Source organism: Paraburkholderia sp., from assembly GCF_026225065.1.
Taxonomy (GTDB): domain Bacteria; phylum Pseudomonadota; class Gammaproteobacteria; order Burkholderiales; family Burkholderiaceae; genus Paraburkholderia.
In genome coordinates this window covers 1-18,087 of record NZ_JAMFSB010000219.1, presented here as the reverse complement: position 1 = coordinate 18,087, position 18,087 = coordinate 1, and the positions used below count along the sequence as shown (strand labels likewise).

16 protein-coding genes are annotated in these 18,087 nt (G+C 62.9%); 6 read left to right on the top strand and 10 right to left on the bottom strand.

Annotated features, from left to right (window positions below):
- Positions 1 to 623, bottom strand: a 623-nt coding sequence (locus tag M0954_RS16280) for a LysR family transcriptional regulator (protein WP_297354275.1), incomplete at its 3' end; no start/stop codon positions are given.
- 122 nt (positions 624 to 745) lie between these two features.
- On the opposite strand from M0954_RS16280, the gene ilvD reads away from it, so the two are divergent.
- Both ilvD and M0954_RS16270 read left to right on the top strand, forming a co-directional pair.
- Positions 746 to 2,419 (top strand): dihydroxy-acid dehydratase, encoded by a 1,674-nt coding sequence (gene ilvD, locus M0954_RS16275; protein ID WP_297354273.1) that lies wholly within the window; start codon positions 746 to 748, stop codon positions 2,417 to 2,419.
- Positions 2,420 to 2,536: 117 nt separating this feature from the next.
- Positions 2,537 to 2,869, top strand: coding sequence for a c-type cytochrome (locus tag M0954_RS16270; protein ID WP_297354271.1), 333 nt, complete (start codon positions 2,537 to 2,539; stop codon positions 2,867 to 2,869).
- 70 nt (positions 2,870 to 2,939) lie between these two features.
- On the opposite strand, the gene M0954_RS16265 is transcribed toward M0954_RS16270, so the two are convergent.
- From M0954_RS16265 to M0954_RS16255, 3 genes are all read right to left on the bottom strand, one after another.
- Complete coding sequence (locus M0954_RS16265) at positions 2,940 to 3,536, bottom strand: DUF2486 family protein (protein WP_297354269.1); 597 nt, start codon at positions 3,534 to 3,536, stop codon at positions 2,940 to 2,942.
- A gap of 102 nt (positions 3,537 to 3,638) precedes the next feature.
- Positions 3,639 to 4,055 carry a DNA polymerase III subunit chi gene (locus tag M0954_RS16260; RefSeq protein WP_122151961.1) on the bottom strand — a complete coding sequence of 139 codons (417 nt, stop codon included), beginning with the start codon at positions 4,053 to 4,055 and terminating at the stop codon, positions 3,639 to 3,641.
- 49 nt (positions 4,056 to 4,104) lie between these two features.
- A complete protein-coding gene (locus M0954_RS16255) occupies positions 4,105 to 5,631 on the bottom strand; it encodes a leucyl aminopeptidase (RefSeq protein WP_122151962.1) in 1,527 nt (508 codons plus the stop codon).
- A 133-nt stretch (positions 5,632 to 5,764) separates the two neighbouring features.
- Between M0954_RS16255 and lptF the strand changes: the two genes are divergently transcribed.
- Genes lptF through M0954_RS16240 form a run of 3 tightly spaced genes read left to right on the top strand, consistent with a single transcriptional unit; the run spans position 5,765 to position 8,405 of the window.
- The gene (gene lptF, locus M0954_RS16250; RefSeq protein WP_122151963.1) at positions 5,765 to 6,865 is read left to right on the top strand and encodes an LPS export ABC transporter permease LptF; all 1,101 of its coding nucleotides are present in this window, start codon (positions 5,765 to 5,767) and stop codon (positions 6,863 to 6,865) included.
- A 3-nt stretch (positions 6,866 to 6,868) separates the two neighbouring features.
- Positions 6,869 to 8,017: an LPS export ABC transporter permease LptG gene (gene lptG / locus M0954_RS16245; protein ID WP_123388564.1), complete on the top strand. Its 1,149-nt coding sequence runs from the start codon at positions 6,869 to 6,871 to the stop codon at positions 8,015 to 8,017.
- 10 nt (positions 8,018 to 8,027) lie between these two features.
- Positions 8,028 to 8,405 (top strand): CbiX/SirB N-terminal domain-containing protein, encoded by a 378-nt coding sequence (locus tag M0954_RS16240; RefSeq protein ID WP_122151965.1) that lies wholly within the window; start codon positions 8,028 to 8,030, stop codon positions 8,403 to 8,405.
- A 17-nt stretch (positions 8,406 to 8,422) separates the two neighbouring features.
- Here M0954_RS16240 and M0954_RS16235 read toward each other — a convergent pair whose 3' ends face one another.
- From M0954_RS16235 to M0954_RS16215, 5 genes are all read right to left on the bottom strand, one after another.
- Positions 8,423 to 10,639, bottom strand: coding sequence for a hypothetical protein (locus M0954_RS16235; RefSeq protein ID WP_297354277.1), 2,217 nt, complete (start codon positions 10,637 to 10,639; stop codon positions 8,423 to 8,425).
- 511 nt (positions 10,640 to 11,150) lie between these two features.
- Complete coding sequence (locus M0954_RS16230; RefSeq protein WP_297354266.1) at positions 11,151 to 11,594, bottom strand: thioesterase family protein; 444 nt, start codon at positions 11,592 to 11,594, stop codon at positions 11,151 to 11,153.
- Between the two features lie 64 nt (positions 11,595 to 11,658).
- Positions 11,659 to 12,189: an NUDIX domain-containing protein gene (locus M0954_RS16225; protein ID WP_122151967.1), complete on the bottom strand. Its 531-nt coding sequence runs from the start codon at positions 12,187 to 12,189 to the stop codon at positions 11,659 to 11,661.
- 140 nt (positions 12,190 to 12,329) lie between these two features.
- On the bottom strand, positions 12,330 to 13,361 hold the full coding sequence (locus tag M0954_RS16220; RefSeq protein WP_133893044.1) for a low specificity L-threonine aldolase: 1,032 nt from the start codon (positions 13,359 to 13,361) through the stop codon (positions 12,330 to 12,332).
- A 136-nt stretch (positions 13,362 to 13,497) separates the two neighbouring features.
- Positions 13,498 to 14,796: a YbfB/YjiJ family MFS transporter gene (locus M0954_RS16215; RefSeq protein ID WP_297354264.1), complete on the bottom strand. Its 1,299-nt coding sequence runs from the start codon at positions 14,794 to 14,796 to the stop codon at positions 13,498 to 13,500.
- 150 nt (positions 14,797 to 14,946) lie between these two features.
- On the opposite strand from M0954_RS16215, the gene M0954_RS16210 reads away from it, so the two are divergent.
- Positions 14,947 to 15,870 carry a LysR family transcriptional regulator gene (locus tag M0954_RS16210; RefSeq protein WP_122151969.1) on the top strand — a complete coding sequence of 308 codons (924 nt, stop codon included), beginning with the start codon at positions 14,947 to 14,949 and terminating at the stop codon, positions 15,868 to 15,870.
- A 179-nt stretch (positions 15,871 to 16,049) separates the two neighbouring features.
- On the opposite strand, the gene alaS is transcribed toward M0954_RS16210, so the two are convergent.
- A partial coding sequence (gene alaS, locus M0954_RS16205) for an alanine--tRNA ligase (protein WP_297354262.1) occupies positions 16,050 to 18,087 on the bottom strand: 2,038 nt, incomplete at its 5' end.

Below are 18,087 nucleotides of genomic sequence, written 5' to 3'. Positions count from 1 at the left end.
TCGGCGACATCGCGCAGGCTGATTGGGGCCTCACGCCACTCCGCGCCAGCCGATGCGCCCCGCCCTTCGACACGCGCGGCCATCTCGGACGACATGGCAATCACCAGCGGCTCGCGCGCGATGGAGAGCCACGACAATTGCGCCGCGTAACGTGGCGGAAGCGGCGCAATGACCAGACCCGCGTCGATTCGGCCGGCCACGAGTTCCTCGATCTGTACGTCGCTGGTCGCCTCGGTCAATTGCAGACGCACCCGCGGATGATGCGCCCCGAAGTCGCGCAGCAACGAGGGCAACAGACCGTAATCCGCAGTGGAGACGAACGCCAGCGACAGCACCCCCGCCTCGCCGCGCGCGAGGCTTTGCGCAAGCGGCCGCAGCGCCTCCGCGCTGGCAAGGAGACGCCGCACTTCGGGCAACAGGTCCGAGCCTACCTGGGTCAGCTCGACGGACCGCTTGGTGCGTGCAAACAGCGCGACACCAAGCGTCTCCTCCAGCGCGCGGATCGCCTGCGACAGCGGCGGCTGCGTCATCGAGAGGCGAGCAGCCGCGTGACCGAAGTGTTTTTCTTCGGCCACGGCGATGAAATAACGCAACTGGCGCAGATCGGGCGTGATGGGCAGCATGATCGATACATTTTACGACCTAATGGCCCGTAAATAATATATTGGACGCGCGCATCGAGAAACCGCACGCTTGCGCGACGCACCACCGCCTAAACTGGACACAGAACAACCTGGAGTTCCCCATGCCCTACAACCGTCGTTCGAAGAACATCACACAAGGCGTCTCGCGCTCGCCGAATCGCTCGATGTTTTACGCCCTTGGCTATCAGAAAGAAGACTTCGACAAGCCGATGATCGGCATCGCCAACGGCCATTCGACCATCACGCCTTGCAACGCCGGTCTGCAGCGTCTCGCTGACGCTGCGGTCGCCGCCGTCAAGGCCTCTGACGCGAATCCGCAGATCTTCGGCACACCGACGATCTCCGACGGCATGTCGATGGGTACCGAAGGCATGAAGTACTCGCTGGTGTCGCGCGAGGTCATTGCCGACTGTATCGAGACCTGCGTGCAGGGCCAGTGGATGGACGGCGTGGTCGTGATCGGTGGCTGCGACAAGAACATGCCGGGCGGCATGATGGGCCTCGCGCGCATGAACGTGCCGGGCATCTACGTGTACGGCGGCACGATCCGTCCGGGTAACTGGAAGGGCGTCGATCTGACCATCGTGTCGTCATTCGAAGCGGTGGGTGAATTCACCGCAGGCCGGATGTCGCAAGAAGATTTCGATGGGATCGAACAGAACTCATGCCCCTCCACAGGTTCGTGCGGTGGCATGTACACCGCCAATACGATGAGCTCCTCGTTCGAAGCGCTCGGCATGGCGCTGCTGTACTCGTCGACGATGGCCAATCCGGATCAGGAGAAAGTGGACTCGGCGGCTGAATCGGCACGCGTGCTGGTCGAAGCGGTCAAGAAGGACCTGAAGCCGCGCGACATCATCACGAAGAAGTCGATCGAAAACGCGGTAGCCGTGATCATGGCCACCGGCGGCTCGACCAACGCCGTGCTGCACTACCTTGCTATCGCCCATGCGGCCGAAGTGGAATGGAGCATCGAAGACTTCGAGCGCATGCGCAAGAAGGTGCCGGTGATCTGCAACCTGAAGCCCTCGGGCCAGTACGTGGCCACCGATCTGCACAAGGCCGGCGGTATCCCGCAAGTCATGAAGATCCTGCTCTACGCGGGCATGTTGCACGGCGATTGCATCACGATCACTGGCAAGACGCTCGCCGAAGAGCTGAAGGACGTGCCCAGCAAGCCGCGCGCCGACCAGCAGGTAATTTTCCCGATCGACAAGGCGCTGTACAAGGAAGGCCACCTCGCGATCCTGAAGGGCAACCTGGCCACGGATGGTGCGGTCGCCAAAATCACGGGTCTGAAGAATCCGGTGATCACCGGACCGGCCCGCGTGTTCGACGACGAGCAAAGCGCGCTGGAAGCGATTCTCGCGGACAAGATCAAGGCCGGTGACGTGGTGGTGTTGCGCTACCTCGGCCCGAAGGGCGGCCCCGGCATGCCGGAAATGCTCGCGCCGACCTCGGCGATCATCGGCAAGGGACTCGGTGAGACGGTGGGTCTGATCACCGATGGCCGCTTCTCAGGCGGCACGTGGGGGATGGTAGTGGGGCACGTCGCGCCGGAGGCGTTTGTGGGCGGCACCATCGCGTTCGTGAATGAAGGCGATTCGATCACCATCGACGCGCACAAGCTGCTGCTGCAACTGAATATCGACGACGCCGAGCTCGCACGCCGCCGCGCAGCGTGGCAACAGCCGAAGCCGCGTTACACGCGCGGCGTGCTGGCCAAGTACTCTGCGTTGGCGCTGCCGGCCAACAAGGGTGCAGTGACGGGCTAACGCTGCGAGCAAGCTTAGGCTTAAGAAACACAAAGGGGCGCACGGAAAAACCGTGCGCCCCTTTCCTTTTATAATGCCTCCACCAAAAGTCGGGCACCTGCACCGACGGAGACCAGAATGAAATCAATGTCGTATGCAGCACTGGCGCTTGCCCTTGCGGGAGTTCTCGCAGCCAGCGCCCCGGCGCAGGCGGACACCGCACCGGGCCTCGCGCTTGCGCAGCAGCAGAACTGCATGAGTTGTCACTCGGTGAACCGTCCGTTCATGGGACCGGCTCTGCATGACGTCGCGGACAAATACGCTTCGCGTGCCGACGCGCAAACCTACCTCGCCCATAAGATCATCGACGGTAGTACGGGCATCTGGGGACAAGTGCCAATGCCCGCCAACACCCAGCTCACGCCCGATCAGGCCGCAGTCCTGGCCAGCTGGATCCTGACGCTGAAATGAGGCCTTCGAATTAACCAACGGTAGCAGGCGGCGGGCGCCCATCGCTGGGCGCCCTGCCACTGTCACGCGTTCAATGCTCGGGCGAACGCCGCCCGATCTCTTCTTCAACCGCTTCGCGCACCCAGCCGGTCATCTCCGTTTCGAGCGCCAGCGCGACTTCCCGCGTAATCTGGTTGACCAGCCACGTGGCGTGATCTTGCAGCGCATCACGGCAGCGCGCTTCGATCACCGAACGCCCGTCTCCCGTCAGATAATTGGCAAACCGCCCACGCAGACGTTCGGCCAGCACGTCGGCATCGAGGCTGCGAACCGGCATGACAGGCTCGGGCCCAGGCGCACGGGCAAAGTGGAAAGCGGAATTGGCCTCGAACGGAGCAGGCTCGGGCGCGCCGGCCAGTTCGAATGGCGCCGGTGGCTCCGGCAACTCGAAGGCCTCCACGTGAGCATGGGTCACGCTGTGGACGGTTACGCCCTCAGCCGGCTCTGCTTCCGGCACATGAGCCGCCGCGTCGGCGGCAGCCCACTCACCAGCAGCCCTGTTCTCTACGGGCGCAGCGTCGGCCTCCGCAGCTCTAGAGGGCCTCCGGTAATCGGGATTGCCCGGCACGAGGACCTCGTCGAGGACCGGTATCGAGATGTCGAAATGAGTATCGGACGAATCGGGCACGAATAGACTCCGTCGATGAATCGGGCGATATAGCGAAGCCGTGTGGCCACCCGGCGCGGACCCTGCTGTACGGTGGTGTCCGGGCCCAGCGGCACGGCGACGCTAGCCGCCCTGCTTGTAGTTGTTTAGAGCATAGCCGCGATCGCGATAAAAGCGATAGCGTTCGCGGCCCGTGGACAACTCGTCTTGTGCGTTACCGACCACTTCCAGCAATCTTTCGAAGCGGGCGAACTGCGCCGGCACCTCGGCCCCCAGATTCAGCAGGACCTGGTAGTGCGGCACCTGGTCAGCACTGGCTGTCAGCACGATCGGCGTTTGCGCAGCGAGCGGGCTGTCGGCATAACAGTGCGGCACGAAGTCGAGTGGCGAAAAGGTCCACAACTGCTCGTCGAATGCGCGCAGCCGCGGCGGCTCGGCCAGCACGATAGTCGGCTGGCCGGCCAGGTACGCCTTGCGCGCGAGGCGGCACGCGTACAACAACGAATCGCCGACGTTCGAGTGAAAATCGATTCTCGTCATCGGCGGCTCCGCCTCAGCGCCTCAACACGCGCGTCGGTACTGCGATGGATCATTGTGCAGCGCGACCGTCCGCGGCACGATCGATCAGGAACTGCGACAGGAGCGGCACCGGGCGGCCCGTTGCGCCCTTCGCGGCGCCGCTCTTCCATCCCGTGCCGGCGATGTCGAGGTGGGCCCACGGGTACGCTTCGGTAAAGCGCGACAGGAAGCACGCCGCCGTGATGCTGCCGCCCGGACGCCCGCCGATGTTGGCGAGGTCCGCGAAGTTCGACTTCAGCAAGTCCTGGTATTCCTCATCGAGCGGCATGCGCCACGCCGGATCGGACGCTTCGCGCGAAGCGTCGAGCAGCTCACCCGCGAGCGCGTCGTCTTTCGAGAACAGGCCGCTGTTGTGGTGACCCAGAGCGATCACGCAAGCTCCAGTAAGGGTTGCCACGTCGATCACCGCCGCCGGCTTGAAGCGCTCCGCATAGGTCAGCGCGTCGCACAGGATGAGACGCCCTTCCGCATCGGTGTTCAGCACTTCGATCGTCAGGCCCTTCATGCTGGTGACGATGTCGCCCGGCTTGGTGGCGGTACCCGACGGCATGTTTTCGCAGGTCGGGACGATTACGACGAGGTTGATCTTCAGGCCCATTTCCGCGACCGCGCGAATCGTGCCGAGAACCGAACCCGCGCCGAGCATGTCGTACTTCATTTCGTCCATGCTGTCGCCAGGCTTGAGCGAAATACCGCCGGTGTCGAACGTGATGCCCTTGCCGACCAGCACCACCGGAGCAGCCTTGGCGGCGCCGCCCTGGTACTGCAGCACGATGAACTGGGGCGGTTCGACCGAGCCGCGTGTGACGGACAGGAACGAGCCCATGCGCAGCGCTTCGAGCTGCTTCTGACCGAGCACTTCGACCTTCAGCTTCCAGTCTTTGGCGAGCTTCTTCGCAGTATTGGCGAGGTACGTCGGCGTGCAGACGTTGCCCGGCAGGTTGCCGAGGTCGCGCGTCAGATCCATGCCGTTGGCGAGCGCCGCGCCTTGCTTGGCGGCGACCTTGGCGGCTTTCTCGTCACCGGTGTCGACGCTGAACACGATGCGCTTGAGCGCCTTCGGCGTGGTATCCGGCTTGCTCTTCATCTGCGTGAACTTGTACGACAGTTCGCGCAGCGCAAGGATGGCCGAGCGCACGGCCCAGTCGGCCGAACGTTCGAGGATGGGCAACTGGGCCAGTGTGAAAGTCACCTGGACGATCTTGGTTGCCAGGATGGCGCGCCAGGCGGCCCGCACGGCGTCGCCGTAGGCTTTCTGGCTGAAAGCGTCCTGCTTGCCGAGGCCAACCAGCAGGACACGCGAAGCACCGATACCGGATACTTCATGAAGGAACAACGTGGTACCGCTCTTGCCGTCCATGTCACCGGCTTTGACGATACGGGTCAGGAGACCCTTGGTGGCCGCATCGATCTCCAATGCGGCGCCCGACAGCGTTTGCGACTCGAAAATGCCGATCACGATGCAATCGGACTTTCCAGTCAGGAACCCATTCGAGGAGCCTTTGCTCCAATCACAGGCTTTTATGCTAAAGTCCATCGCGCTTGTCCTCGGATAAAATCTGGGCTTAGGATGAAAGCCGCAATTATCCGCTATTTTTCCCGCGGCGGCTGCACGGGGCTGACGGGAGGCTCCCGGACTACCCCCAAGGCACGCACTCTGTTCATCAACAATGATCTTTGAACGCTCCCTCCAGCGCGAACTCGCGTACACGGCTGGTGCCGTGTTCATGGTTCTCCTCACGCTCGTGCTGACTACGATGATGATCCGGATTGTCGGCTTCGCCGCTTCCGGGGAGATCGATCCGCGCGACGTGCTGGTCCTGATCGGCCTGACCGTGATCGGCTATCTGGCCATCATGCTGGTCGCGACCCTGTTCGTCTCCATCCTGTTCGTCCTGACACGCTGGTACAAAGACTCCGAAATGGTGGTCTGGCTGGCCTCGGGCGTGAGTCTCACGCGCTTCATCCGGCCCATCGCCGTGTTTGCGACGCCCATCATCATCCTCATCATGTTCTTCGTGTTCGTCGGCTGGCCGTGGTCGAACCAGCAGAGCAAGCTGATCCGCGCGCGCTTCCAGCAGCGCGACGAGGTCTCGCTGCTGGCGCCAGGGCAGTTCCGCGAATCGACGGTGAGCCACCGGGTGTTCTTCATCGAAAAGATGTCGCCGGACCAGGCGCGCGTCGAGAACGTGTTCGTGACCAGCACGGAAAACGGCAAGGTCAACGTGGTCGTATCGAAGACCGGCCATACCGAGACCCACAAGAACGGCGACCGCTTCGTCGTGCTTGAGAACGGCCGGCGCTACGACGGCGAGCCGGGCAAGCCGGATTTCCGCATCATGGAATTCGAGCGTTACGGCGTGAAGATCCAGAGCCAGCCGGTGGTCAACGTCCCAACCACGACGGGCACGCCGACCCTCGAACTGTTACGCAACCCGAACAAAGACAACCTCGCCGAGTTTGCATGGCGAGCCGGTTTGCCGCTGATCGCGATCAACCTGATGCTGCTGGCCATCCCTTTGGCGCACCAGAACCCGCGACGCAGCCGCACGATCAACCTGGTGATGGCCGTGCTGATTTATCTGACGTATTCGAACCTGTTGAACGTTGTGCAGTCATGGATCCAGCAGGGCAAGATGTCGTTCCCCGTAGGGCTACTCGGACTACACATCGTCGTGGCCGCGATTGTGGCGTTCATTTTCTGGCTGCGGGTGCGCAATCGGCCCTTGTTCACGCGGGCGACGTTCCGACGCTCGTCGCAGGGAGCCTGATCGATGCGGATCTATGAAAAGTACTTCGCAACTCAGGTCTACCTGTCGTTTGTCTTCGTGCTGTTTGCGTTTTCGGGCCTGTTCTTCTTCTTCGACCTGATCAACGAACTGAACTCGGTCGGCCACGGCAACTATAAGTTCCAGTATGCAGTGCTGCGGGTGGCGTTGCAGACGCCGTCGCGCTTCTACGAAATCATTCCGGTGGCGGCGCTGATCAGCGCGATCTACGTGTTTGCGCAGATGGCGGCCAACTCCGAATACACGATTTTCCGGGTGTCGGGTCTCGCGACGAATCAGGCGCTGCGTTCGCTGCTGAAGATCGGGATTCCGTTGGTGATCCTGACTTACATCATCGGCGAAGTTGTCGGACCTTACACGGACCAGTTATCGGAGCGGGTGCGGCTGGAGGCGTTGGGATCGGCGGTGTCGACCAACTTCGAGTCGGGCGTATGGGTAAAGGATACATTGACGGCGCGCGCGGACGGCGAGCAGGTGACGCGTTTCGTGAACGTCGGCAAGCTGCAGCCGGACGCCTCGATCACCGACGTGCGCATCTACGAATTCGATTCGAAGTTCCGCCTGTCGAATGTGCGGATTGCGCAGAGCGGCAAGTTTCAGCCACCGGGCCACTGGTTGCTGAAGGACGTGACGGATACGCAATTGATCGACGTGCCGCCGGTGGCGGGAACGCCCCAGGATGCGCTTAATCCGGTGTACCGGGCGAGCCAGGTGACGGTGCCGGAGTACTCGCTGCGTTCGGAGTTGACGCCGCAGATTCTGTCGGTGCTGCTGGTATCGCCGGACAATATGTCGATGTTCAACCTGTTCCGCTACATCCAGCATTTGCAGCAAAATCATCAGGACACGCAACGGTACGAGATTGCGTTGTGGCGCAAGCTGTTGTATCCGTTTGCGGTGCTGGTGATGCTGGTGCTGTCGTTGCCGTTTGCTTATCTGCATACGCGCGCGGGCGTGGTGGGGATGAAGGTGTTTGGCGGGATCATGCTGGGGATGAGTTTCCAGCTGTTCAACACCTTGTTCTCGCACATGGGGATGTTGAATACCTGGCCTGCGCCTTTGACTGCGGCTACGCCCGGGTTGGTGTATCTCGTGCTTGGGCTGGTTGGGTTGAAGTGGGTGGACCGGCATTAGGGGTGGGGCCATGGCGTTGCACGGGATTGTGCTATTTGGACATGGGGCTCGGGATCCTCGCTGGGGGGAGCCTTTTGGACGGCTCGCTGCCAGGCTGGAGGCTTCTTATGGCTCCGCCGGACCGGTTTCATTGGCGTTTCTTGAGTTGATGGAGCCGGATCTTCCTTCTGCTGTCGCTGCGCAGGTTTCTCTTGGGTGTTCCGCTGTCACAGTGATTCCCGTTTTCTTCGGGCAAGGTGGGCACGTTAGGAGGGATTTACCTGCGGTGCTCGATAAGTGCCGGGCTGCGCATCCTGGGGTCACCATTCATTGCGCTACCGCCGTCGGCGAGGATGCCGCTGTGCTCGATGCGGTGGCCCAATATTGCCTCCGGCAGGTGATCGGGTAAGCGGTTTTTTGGGCCTGTCATTTCCTCTGTGCCACATCAACAACCAATCCCCCGTCCTCTCCCATCCGCACAACGCCATTGGCAACACTCCGCCGATACCCGTAAAGCTCAAAGCGCATGGCGTTAGACTCCGAACTATCCCGAATCAAAGTCCTGCCATTCGTGACCAACGAATCAAACATCTTGATATCGCCAGACTGAATCCACACAAAACTCCGGCCGGCCCCAGCAGGCGGCCTCGCCACCACTGCCCCGCTGTCGCGCTGAAACTTCAACACCAACCCCTCATCCGTCACAGTCGCACTCGCCAGATGCCCCTGCAACACCGGCGGCGGAAATACCGTGTACTGATCAAACACCAGATCATTGCCCTGCAACGCCACTCCCTTGCGCACGAACGGCGTCAACGAGGCTAACGGAATATCCAGCGCCCGCAACAACCCCGCTTGCGGTACACCCAGCACCTTGACGGACGTCGGCGCATACACCAGATGCCGTTCATCCCGCGCGACAATCGTCCCGCTCATCGTCGTGGGCAACCATACGCCCGGAAAGTGATTCCACAACTTGATGCCGCCCGTAACCTGCAGCGTCCCGTTCTCCGGTGTCAACTTCGGATCGTTCAGCGAACGCGGTTCGTAATCCAGCAGGTAATCGTTGAACAGAGCCGCCATGGCCGGCCAGGGCTCCACCACCTCGCCGCCTATGATGTGAATGTCGTACTGCTCAGGATCGTCGAGATCGACCGGCTGTCCCGGTTTTTTCGGCACCATCTGCGCGTCGAGAGAACGCACGTGAAAACCGATTCGCCCCGAGACGAAGAAATCTACGTTCTCCATATGAATCAGCGGCGCCGGTCCCGACGAGTGCCGCTCGTCGGTGATCGCCGAGCCCGGTGTGAGTGCGTTCGCGCCGGAAAACACGGCACGGGTTCCGACCGGGATCGCTCGCGCCTGCGCGGCATTGCGCAAATCGGGCGGCACGCTCTGCCATTGGAGTCGCGCAGCCGCAAGCGATGCCTGTTGCGCGCGGATAAAGCTGTCGTTGAAGCGCGCGCTAGCGCTGCCGGTCTGTTGTGCGACGTCGTGCGAGGCGTCTGCCAGTGTGTCGAATGAGGGCAGATGCACATTCAGCGCGCCGGCTTCATCGAAGGTGAAATAGCCCGCTGCCATCTGCTCGCGGTAGTGGTACAGGTCCAGTACGAACGGTGCGTTTGCGTCGACCGGTGTCAGCGCCATATCGATGTTCATCGGCATCGAACGCATGAATTTGACGTCGCCCCCCTCCACCAGCATGCCGCGCGGCGGCATTGTCGCGGGCCACGCAATATCGTGCAACGTGTGATCGTCAAGCGTGAAGTGCACGCCGGCCGACGACGTGTCGATCTGTGTGATCGTCATGTGCAGTGCCGGAGGCGGCGTGAGTTTTTCCACCAGCATGACCACGTCGTCGCCTTCCAGACGCGCAATCGGTGTGTCGACTTTCAGCAGGTCGGCCATCTTCACATGTGCTGCCTGCATCAGCTTGTCCGCCCCCACGCCGGCAACTTCGACGTGCTCTGCATGGAACACGAGTTCGTCAGCGTTGCGCATCGAGAGTGAGCCGCTGAGGACAATCGGCACCCAGCTGTCGCGATGCATTTCGCCCGTAATGCGCAACGTGCCGCCGTCCTGCGGCACGACGTGCATATTGCGCAGAGGCGAGCCCTGGTACTGGAACAGATAGCGGTTGAAGATCGCCGTGAGCTTGTTGCTGTCGAGTGTGACGTCGCCACGGTGGACGTCGATCGTAACGCTGGTCGGATCGTCGAACACAATCGGCGCGCCGGGATGCGTCGGCGTAAGCGTGGCCGCCATGCTGTGGATCATGAAGCCGATATCGCCGGTCACACGAAAGTCCACGTCGCGCGCGAACATAAGCGAGCCATCGATGCCGGAGTCGCGCAGCGTCAACGGACGAACACGCTGTTCGGTCATGCCACTCGCCGTTGGCAAACGATCGGCGATACGCTGTTCGTCGGCAAGCTGGCATTGCTTGGCGATTTCCAGCGCGGGACGCGGGGAAGATGCGCCGCCGGGCGCCTGCGCAGACGAAGTGTTCTCTGAAGCGTGCGCGGCGGAGGCATCCGTCGAACTGGCATCCGCGCAAGCTGAGACGGCCAACGCCATCGTAACCAATACGGCACCCGGACCCACGCGCGCGCACCTGGCTGGCTGAACTCGTCGCCAGTACATGGGTCCCGCCTTGGTATGCCGGTTCCTGCGCCCGCCTGGATACGCCGGAGCCATTACGATAGCCACGCCCCGTCCGGCCACCGCAATCGCCACAGCGAGCCGCCTGAGCATGCCCGCGACGAGCCGCGTCGACATGAGTCCGTTCGGTTGTACGCCGGCTTTTGCCTTTGCATTTCTCATAATGTCCCCTCCCTCCTGCGACTGCGGCGCGTGATCGCGGACGCAGCACAGGTTTGTCTATGGCAGCGGCCAGGGCGGCTCGAAAAGACCAATCGCCCCGCTTGCTCCTTTCACCTGATTGTCTGTATTTGTCCTCGTATTGCCGACAAGATTTCTGGAGGACGCTCACCAAACGATCAAGCGTTTGAATCGGCGACCCACCTCCGCGCCAAGCCTTATGAGTGCTGGCGCAGGCGGATTTTCGGAATCTGGATTCAAACAGGGAGGATTGCCCGTCGATAGACCAAACGGGCGCAAAGACACGTTGCGTTGCGCAACGGAAGTGGAAAAGCTAGGCAGTCACGACCACAAGCGGTTCAAGTGCCGCCCGCAACGCTGCAGGCAGCTCGACCGGCCGCCGCGTCGCGCGGTCCACATAGACGTGTACAAAGTGACCTTGCGCGGCGGCGTGCGCATCACCTTCCTTGAACAGACCCACCTCGTAGCGCACGCTCGTCGAACCGATACGGATCACCCGCAGACCGGCTTCGACACGCTCCGGAAACACCAGCGGCGCGAAGTAGTTGCACTGCGTTTCGACCACCAGGCCGATAGTCTCGCCATGCTCGACATCGAGCACGCCAGCGCGAATCAGATACTCGTTCACGACCGTGTCGAAATAGCTGTAACAGACGACGTTGTTCACGTGACCGTAGGCATCGTTGTCCATCCATCGTGTCGTGATCGGCAAAAAGTGACGGAATGCTGTACGCGGGGCGGGCGCGGGTTTGTTCATCGTAAGCGGTTCGCAGAGGATTGTTGAAATAGGAGGTGTCGAGAAAGCGAGCGGGCGTTTTCCGCTATTGCCCGGGCCGCTCGACGAACTCGAACGGCAGACCGCGACGGCGCATCCACTCACCGAGTGCCTGTCCGGTGCCCGCACGCCACGGCCGCAGCTTGGCCGGCTCGACGAGCCGGTATTCGAGCAGTTCGGGCGACAACGCGATCGTGCCGTACGCCCGCACGTGATAGGCGATGATCAGTTCGTTCTTGCGCATGAATTCGTAGACGCCGACCAGTTCGACCGTCTCGGCCTGCAGCGAAGTCTCCTCGCGGACTTCGCGCGCGATGCCCTCCTCCGGTGTTTCGCCGTTCTCCAGAAAACCGGTGATCAGCGCGAACATCCCTTCAGGCCACGCAGCATTGCGTGCGAGGAGGATCTTACCCTCGTACTCCACAATCGCAGCCACTACGGGCAGCGGATTGTCCCAGTGCACATAGCCACATGTCGTATCGGGGCAAACCTGGCGCACACGGCCGCCCTCGTGTTCGGCGTCGGCGCGCTCGACGAGAGGCGTTGCGCAGCGGGGACAGAATCGGTAGTCGCTCATGGTGGGAATGGTCTTTGGATATGTCTTTGTGGTATCGGGTTGCGGTGGATCAGCGCGTACATCGCTCGTAGCCGAGCCGCTCGAATCGCGGAGCAGCTATGCATCGAAGATGTGAGTTTCGTGCGGTATTCATCGGGCACTCATGCAGCACAGAGTTCACGCACCTGGGCCGCAAAGCGTTCGACGGTGTCGGGTTGGGTATCCCACGCGCACATCAGCCGGCAGCCTCCCGCGCCAATGAATTCGTAGAACTTCCAGCCGTGCGAGCGCATGGCCTTCGCCACCTGCGCGGGCAACTGCGCGAACACCGCGTTCGACTCAGTCGGGAACATGATGCTCACGCCAGGAATCTCGGCGAGGCGGCTCTCCAGCAATTTCGCCATCGCGTTGGCGTGGCGCGCGTTGCGTAGCCACACGTCTCCGTCGAGCAGGCCCAGCCACGGAGCGGAAATGAAGCGCATCTTCGAGGCGAGCTGCCCGGCTTGCTTGAGGCGATACGCGAAATCGTCAGCGAGCGCGCGGTCGAAGAACACCACCACTTCACCGACCGGCAGGCCGTTCTTCGTGCCGCCGAAGCAGAGCACGTCGACGCCCGCGCGCCAGGTGATCTCGGATGGATGCACGTCGAGCGCAGCCACTGCGTTCGCGAAGCGCGCGCCGTCCATATGGACTTTCAGGTGACGGCGCTTGGCAATCGCGGCGATCGCGCGCACTTCTTCGACGCTGTAGACAGTGCCCACTTCGGTGGACTGCGTGAGCGTCACGACCTTTGGCTTCGGATAGTGGATATCCGCACGCCGTGTCACGACGGCTTCGATCGCGTCGGGCGTCAGCTTGCCGCCTGCTCCAGGCGCGGTCAGCAGCTTCGAGCCGTTCGAAAAGAACTCCGGGCCACCGCATTCGTCGGTTTCGATATGCGCCAGTTCATGGCAAATCACCGAGTGATACGACTGGCACAGCGAAGCAAGCGCGAGCGAATTGGCCGCCGTGCCGTTGAAAACGAAAAACGCTTCGCAGTCGGTCTGGAACAGGTCGCGCAAGCGGTCGCAGACCTGCTGGGTCCAGGAGTCGTCGCCGTACGCGGGTTCGTGGCCGCTGTTGTTGGCGGCGATCAGCGCACTGAGTGCTTCGGGACAGATGCCCGCGTAGTTATCGGAGGCGAAATGTTGCATGGCTGGCGAGGCGCCCGGCAACGGACGCTGGAGAGATGACCGGAAAGCGGTCATTTTAGTGCGCCAGCCAGTAAATTGTTTTTCGCCGGTCAGATTACAGAATGCTTTACGGAGGCTGTGGCTGTGGCTGCGTCGGCTATGCCCGCTGCGGCCTGTTCGGGCCGTTTGGGCCGTTCGGCCGGTAAGCGACACATGTCAGCCCAAGCGCGCCGAGCAGCAGCGCGCCTGCTGCTAGCCACAACGCAAGGGAGAACGAACCGGTATGGACGGCGATCGGTGCCGCCACCAGCGGCCCGATGATCTGTCCGACGCCGTAGGCTGCAGTCGCGTAGCCCATTAGGCCGGCCGCGTGATCACCACGCAGGCGGCGCGCCTCGCGCATCGCGAACAGGGTGATGGCGGTGAACGGCAGCCCGATCAACATGCTACCGAGCCCGAAGCCGCCAGCCGTCGGCCAGACGATGCCGAGGGCCACGCCCGCCGCCTGCAGGACGTAACAGGCGGCCAGCAGGGTCCGGTTGTCCCAGTGGTGCGGCAGACGCGCGGCGCCCAGTGCGCCGACGATCAGCGCGAGGCCGAACATTGGCCAGAACAGGTCAGGCCACGCGGAACCGGGCAGCGCATGGCGGGCGATCACCGGCAAGAAGGTCGCAGTGATGATGTAGCCGAAGCCCGGCACGCCGTACAGCACGACCAGCCAGAAGGCGTCGGCACGATGCGGGGGATTCGCCGCGGGGGTCGCTGCTGAGGCTGCGGGGGAGGTCGAATGCGTTGTGCTGTTGCCGTTGTTGCTGCTGTTGCCACCACTACCGCTTGCGGATGCCGCGGCGGCAGGCCAGGTGGGCACGGCGACAAACACCCGCCAGACCAGCGCGGACAGCACCGCCGCCGCGAGCCCAAACCCCAACCAACCCGCCGTGGCCCCAAACCGTCCGGCGGCGCTCACGAACAACCCGGTAGCAATGATCCCAAACCCGGGCCCCGTGTAGATCACCCCGCCCCACCCATGCGCGCCCAGTTCGGCGAGCCGCCGCAATCCCCACTGCGACGCGAACACAAAGGTCCACGCGCTGACCGCGCCGGCGGCGAAGCGCACGATTGCCCAGATCCAGAAGTGACTGGTCAGACCCATCGCCAAGGTCAGCAGCACGGTCAAGGCGAGCCCCACGCGCACCATCCGCGCCGGTTCGACGCGCAGCGCAGCGCAGGCTACCGCACCGGCAAAGTAGCCGGCGTAGTTGCAAGACGCAAGCCAGCCGCCGTGACGGATGTCGAGTCCGCCGCCGTGCAACATCAACGGCAGAAGCGGCGTAAAGGCAAAGCGGCCAATACCGAGCGCCACCGCCAACACGATCATGCAGGCGATTGCAGCCTCGCGGGCCGGGTGAGATCCGGCCGACGCGGCGAGTGGGTGAGTTGAGGCGAGATTGTCCATGTGACTGCTTCAAGAGAGGTCGAACGCGGCCAAATTGCGGAACTGGGGCGCGGCATATGCCATGCAGCGACTCCTTGAACCCATCATAGCTTGACGTTTTAATCACAAAAAATGAATAATATAGATACCAATGATCTCCTGGAGAGAACCATGGATCTGGCCGCACTGACCATTTTTCGCGCCGTGGTGCGCGAGAACGGCGTCACGCGCGCTGCCGCGAAGCTCAACCGGGTGCAGTCGAACGTGACCACCCGCATCAAGCAGCTCGAAGAGCAGCTCGGCACCGAACTGTTCATCCGCGACGGCCGCCGGCTGGTGCTCACGCCCGCCGGTGAAACCTTGCTGCCCTATGCCGAACGGCTGCTGGCGCTCGCCGACGAGGCACGCCAGGCGCTGCGCGAAGACCACCCGAGCGGCCGGCTACGACTGGGGACCATGGAAAGCGTGGCGGCGAGCCGCCTGCCGGGGCTGCTGGCGCAGTATCACCAGCGTTGGCCAGAGGTCGGGCTTGAACTGGAGACAGGGACGAGCGGTCGATTGATCGAGCGGGTGCGGGCCTTCGAAGTGGACGCCGCGTTGATCGCTACCCCTCTCGCCCCCGGCTGGGACGGCGAGTTATTCGAATCCGTGCCCGTGTTTCGCGAAGAGTTGGTGATGCTGACGCCGCGCGGACATCGCCCGATTCGCGAGGGACGCGACATCGCGCTGTCGACGCTGATTGCCTTCGAGCGCGGCTGCGCGTACCGCAGCTACGTCGAGAAGTGGTACATGGAGCATGGCATCCGCCCGGCGCGGGTGCTGGAACTCGGCTCCTATCATGCGATCGTCGCGTGTGTGGCGGCGGGAGCGGGCGTGGCGGTCGCACCGCGCTCGGTGCTCGACCTGCAGCACGATATGAATAACATCGCGGTGCATTCGCTCGACGACCTGGGCATCATTGATACGCTGCTCGTCTGGCGGCGCGGGCATTTCTCGTCGGCGCTCAAAGCGCTGCGCGAGACCTTGCTGGCCAACAGCAATCTGGCTGAGCCTGTGAGTGGGCAAGTCGAGGCGAGCTTGCCGACGGCAGCCTGATCGCCGGAGGCATGGTCTGGTCGCAACGCGCGCTGCTGCGGCTACGACTGCGCCCACTTCTCCACCGCACCGAAAACAAAAGAGCCGCGAGTTTTTACGCTCGCGGCTCTTTTGTTTCAGAGGTCCCGCTACAAAACGGGGGCTCCGGACGGCTTGCTCCGAATGGCTTATAACAGCGCTTACAACTGAGCTTCCACCCAGCCCTTCACGCCGGCCAGCGCCGCCGGCAGATTCGCCGGTTCGGTGCCGCCAGCCTGCGCCATATCGGGACGGCCACCGCCCTTGCCGCCCACCTGCTGCGCCACGAAATTGACCAGTTCGCCGGCCTTGACCTTCTTGCTTGCGTCCGCCGTCACGCCAGCGATCAGGCTGACCTTGCCGCCTTCAACCGAAGCCAGCACAATAGCCGCGCTCTTCAGCCTGTCCTTCAGCTTGTCGACCGTTTCGCGCAGCGTCTTGACGTCCGCGCCGTCCAGCGTCGCAGCCAGCACATGCACGCCCGCGACCTCGACTGCCTGGCCAACCAGTTCGTCGCCCTGGCTCGAGGCCATCTTCGATTTGAGCGCGCCGAGTTCCTTCTCCAGCGCCTTCACCTGGTCCTGCACCTGAACGATCCGCTGCGTAAGCTCTGCGGGCTGCGCCTTCAGCGCAGCTGCGGCCGAATTGATGCGGGCGTCGAGTTCCTGCACGTAGCGCACCGCGTTGTCGCCGGTGATCGCTTCCACGCGACGGATACCTGCCGCAACGCCACCTTCCATCACGATCTTGAAGAAGCCGATATCGCCAGTGCGATGCACGTGGGTGCCGCCGCACAACTCGCGCGAGAAGCCAAGGTCGAGCACGCGCACTTCGTCGCCGTACTTTTCGCCGAACAGCGCCATGGCGCCGCCCTTCACCGCTTCGTCGAACGGCATCACGCGCACGATGCCCGGCGCGTTCGCCAGCACTTCGGCGTTGACGATGGCTTCGACCTGACGGATCTGCTCGTCCGTCATCGGCGCGTTGTGGGCGAAGTCGAACCGGGTCTTGTCGGGATCGACGAGAGAACCCTTTTGTTGCACGTGCGTGCCGAGTACTTCGCGCAGCGCCTTGTGCATCAGGTGGGTGGCCGAGTGATTGCGCTCGGTGCGGGCGCGACGCACCGCGTCGATTTCCGCCTTCACGACGTCGCCAATCTTCAGCGTGCCCTGCTCGAGCGTGCCGTGGTGGCCGACCACCTCGGCTTGCACCTTCAGCGTATCCGCCACCGCGAAACGCACGCTCGCGTTGGCGAGCACGCCGGCGTCGCCGACCTGACCGCCCGATTCCGCGTAGAACGGCGTGTGGTCCAGCACGACCACTGCCTGCTGGCCCTGCGTGACTTCCTTGACCGACGCGCCATCCACGTAAAGCGCGATCACCTTCGCGTCGTCGAACACGACCTCTTCGTAGCCGTGGACCGTGGTTTTCGCGCCCGAATACTCGAGGCCCTGGGCCATCTTGAACTTGCCGGCCGCGCGAGCCTGGTCGCGCTGGCGCGCCATGGCTTCGTCGAAAGCGGCTTCGTCTACTGTCACTTCGCGTTCGCGGCAGACGTCCGCCGTCAGATCCAGCGGGAAGCCGTAGGTGTCGTGCAGCTTGAATGCGAGTTCACCGTCGAGCGTCTTACCGCCCTTCGCGTCCAGGTCTGCCAACGCGCTTTCGAGAATCGACATGCCGTGCTCGATGGTCTCAAAGAAGCGCTCTTCTTCCTGACGCAGCACGTCGATCACGCGTTGTTCGGCGTCTTTCAGTTCCGGGTAAGCCTCGCCCATCTGCGCGACGAGATCCGGCACCAGACGATGGAAGAACGAACCCTTCTTGCCGAGCTTGTAGCCGTGGCGGATCGCGCGGCGCACGATGCGGCGCAGCACGTAGCCGCGGCCTTCGTTGCCCGGAATCACGCCGTCGACGATCAGGAACGAGCACGCGCGGATGTGATCGGCGATCACCTTCAGCGAGTTGTTCGTGAGATCAGCCACGCCGGTTTCGCGGCCTGCTGCCTTGATAAGCGCCTGGAACAGGTCGATCTCGTAGTTGCTGTGCACGTGCTGCAGCACGGCTGCGATACGCTCGAGGCCCATGCCGGTGTCGACGCAGGGGGCGGGCAGCGGGTGCACGCTGCCGTCCTCGTGCATGTCGAACTGCATGAACACGTTGTTCCAGATCTCGATGAAGCGGTCGCCGTCTTCATCCGGG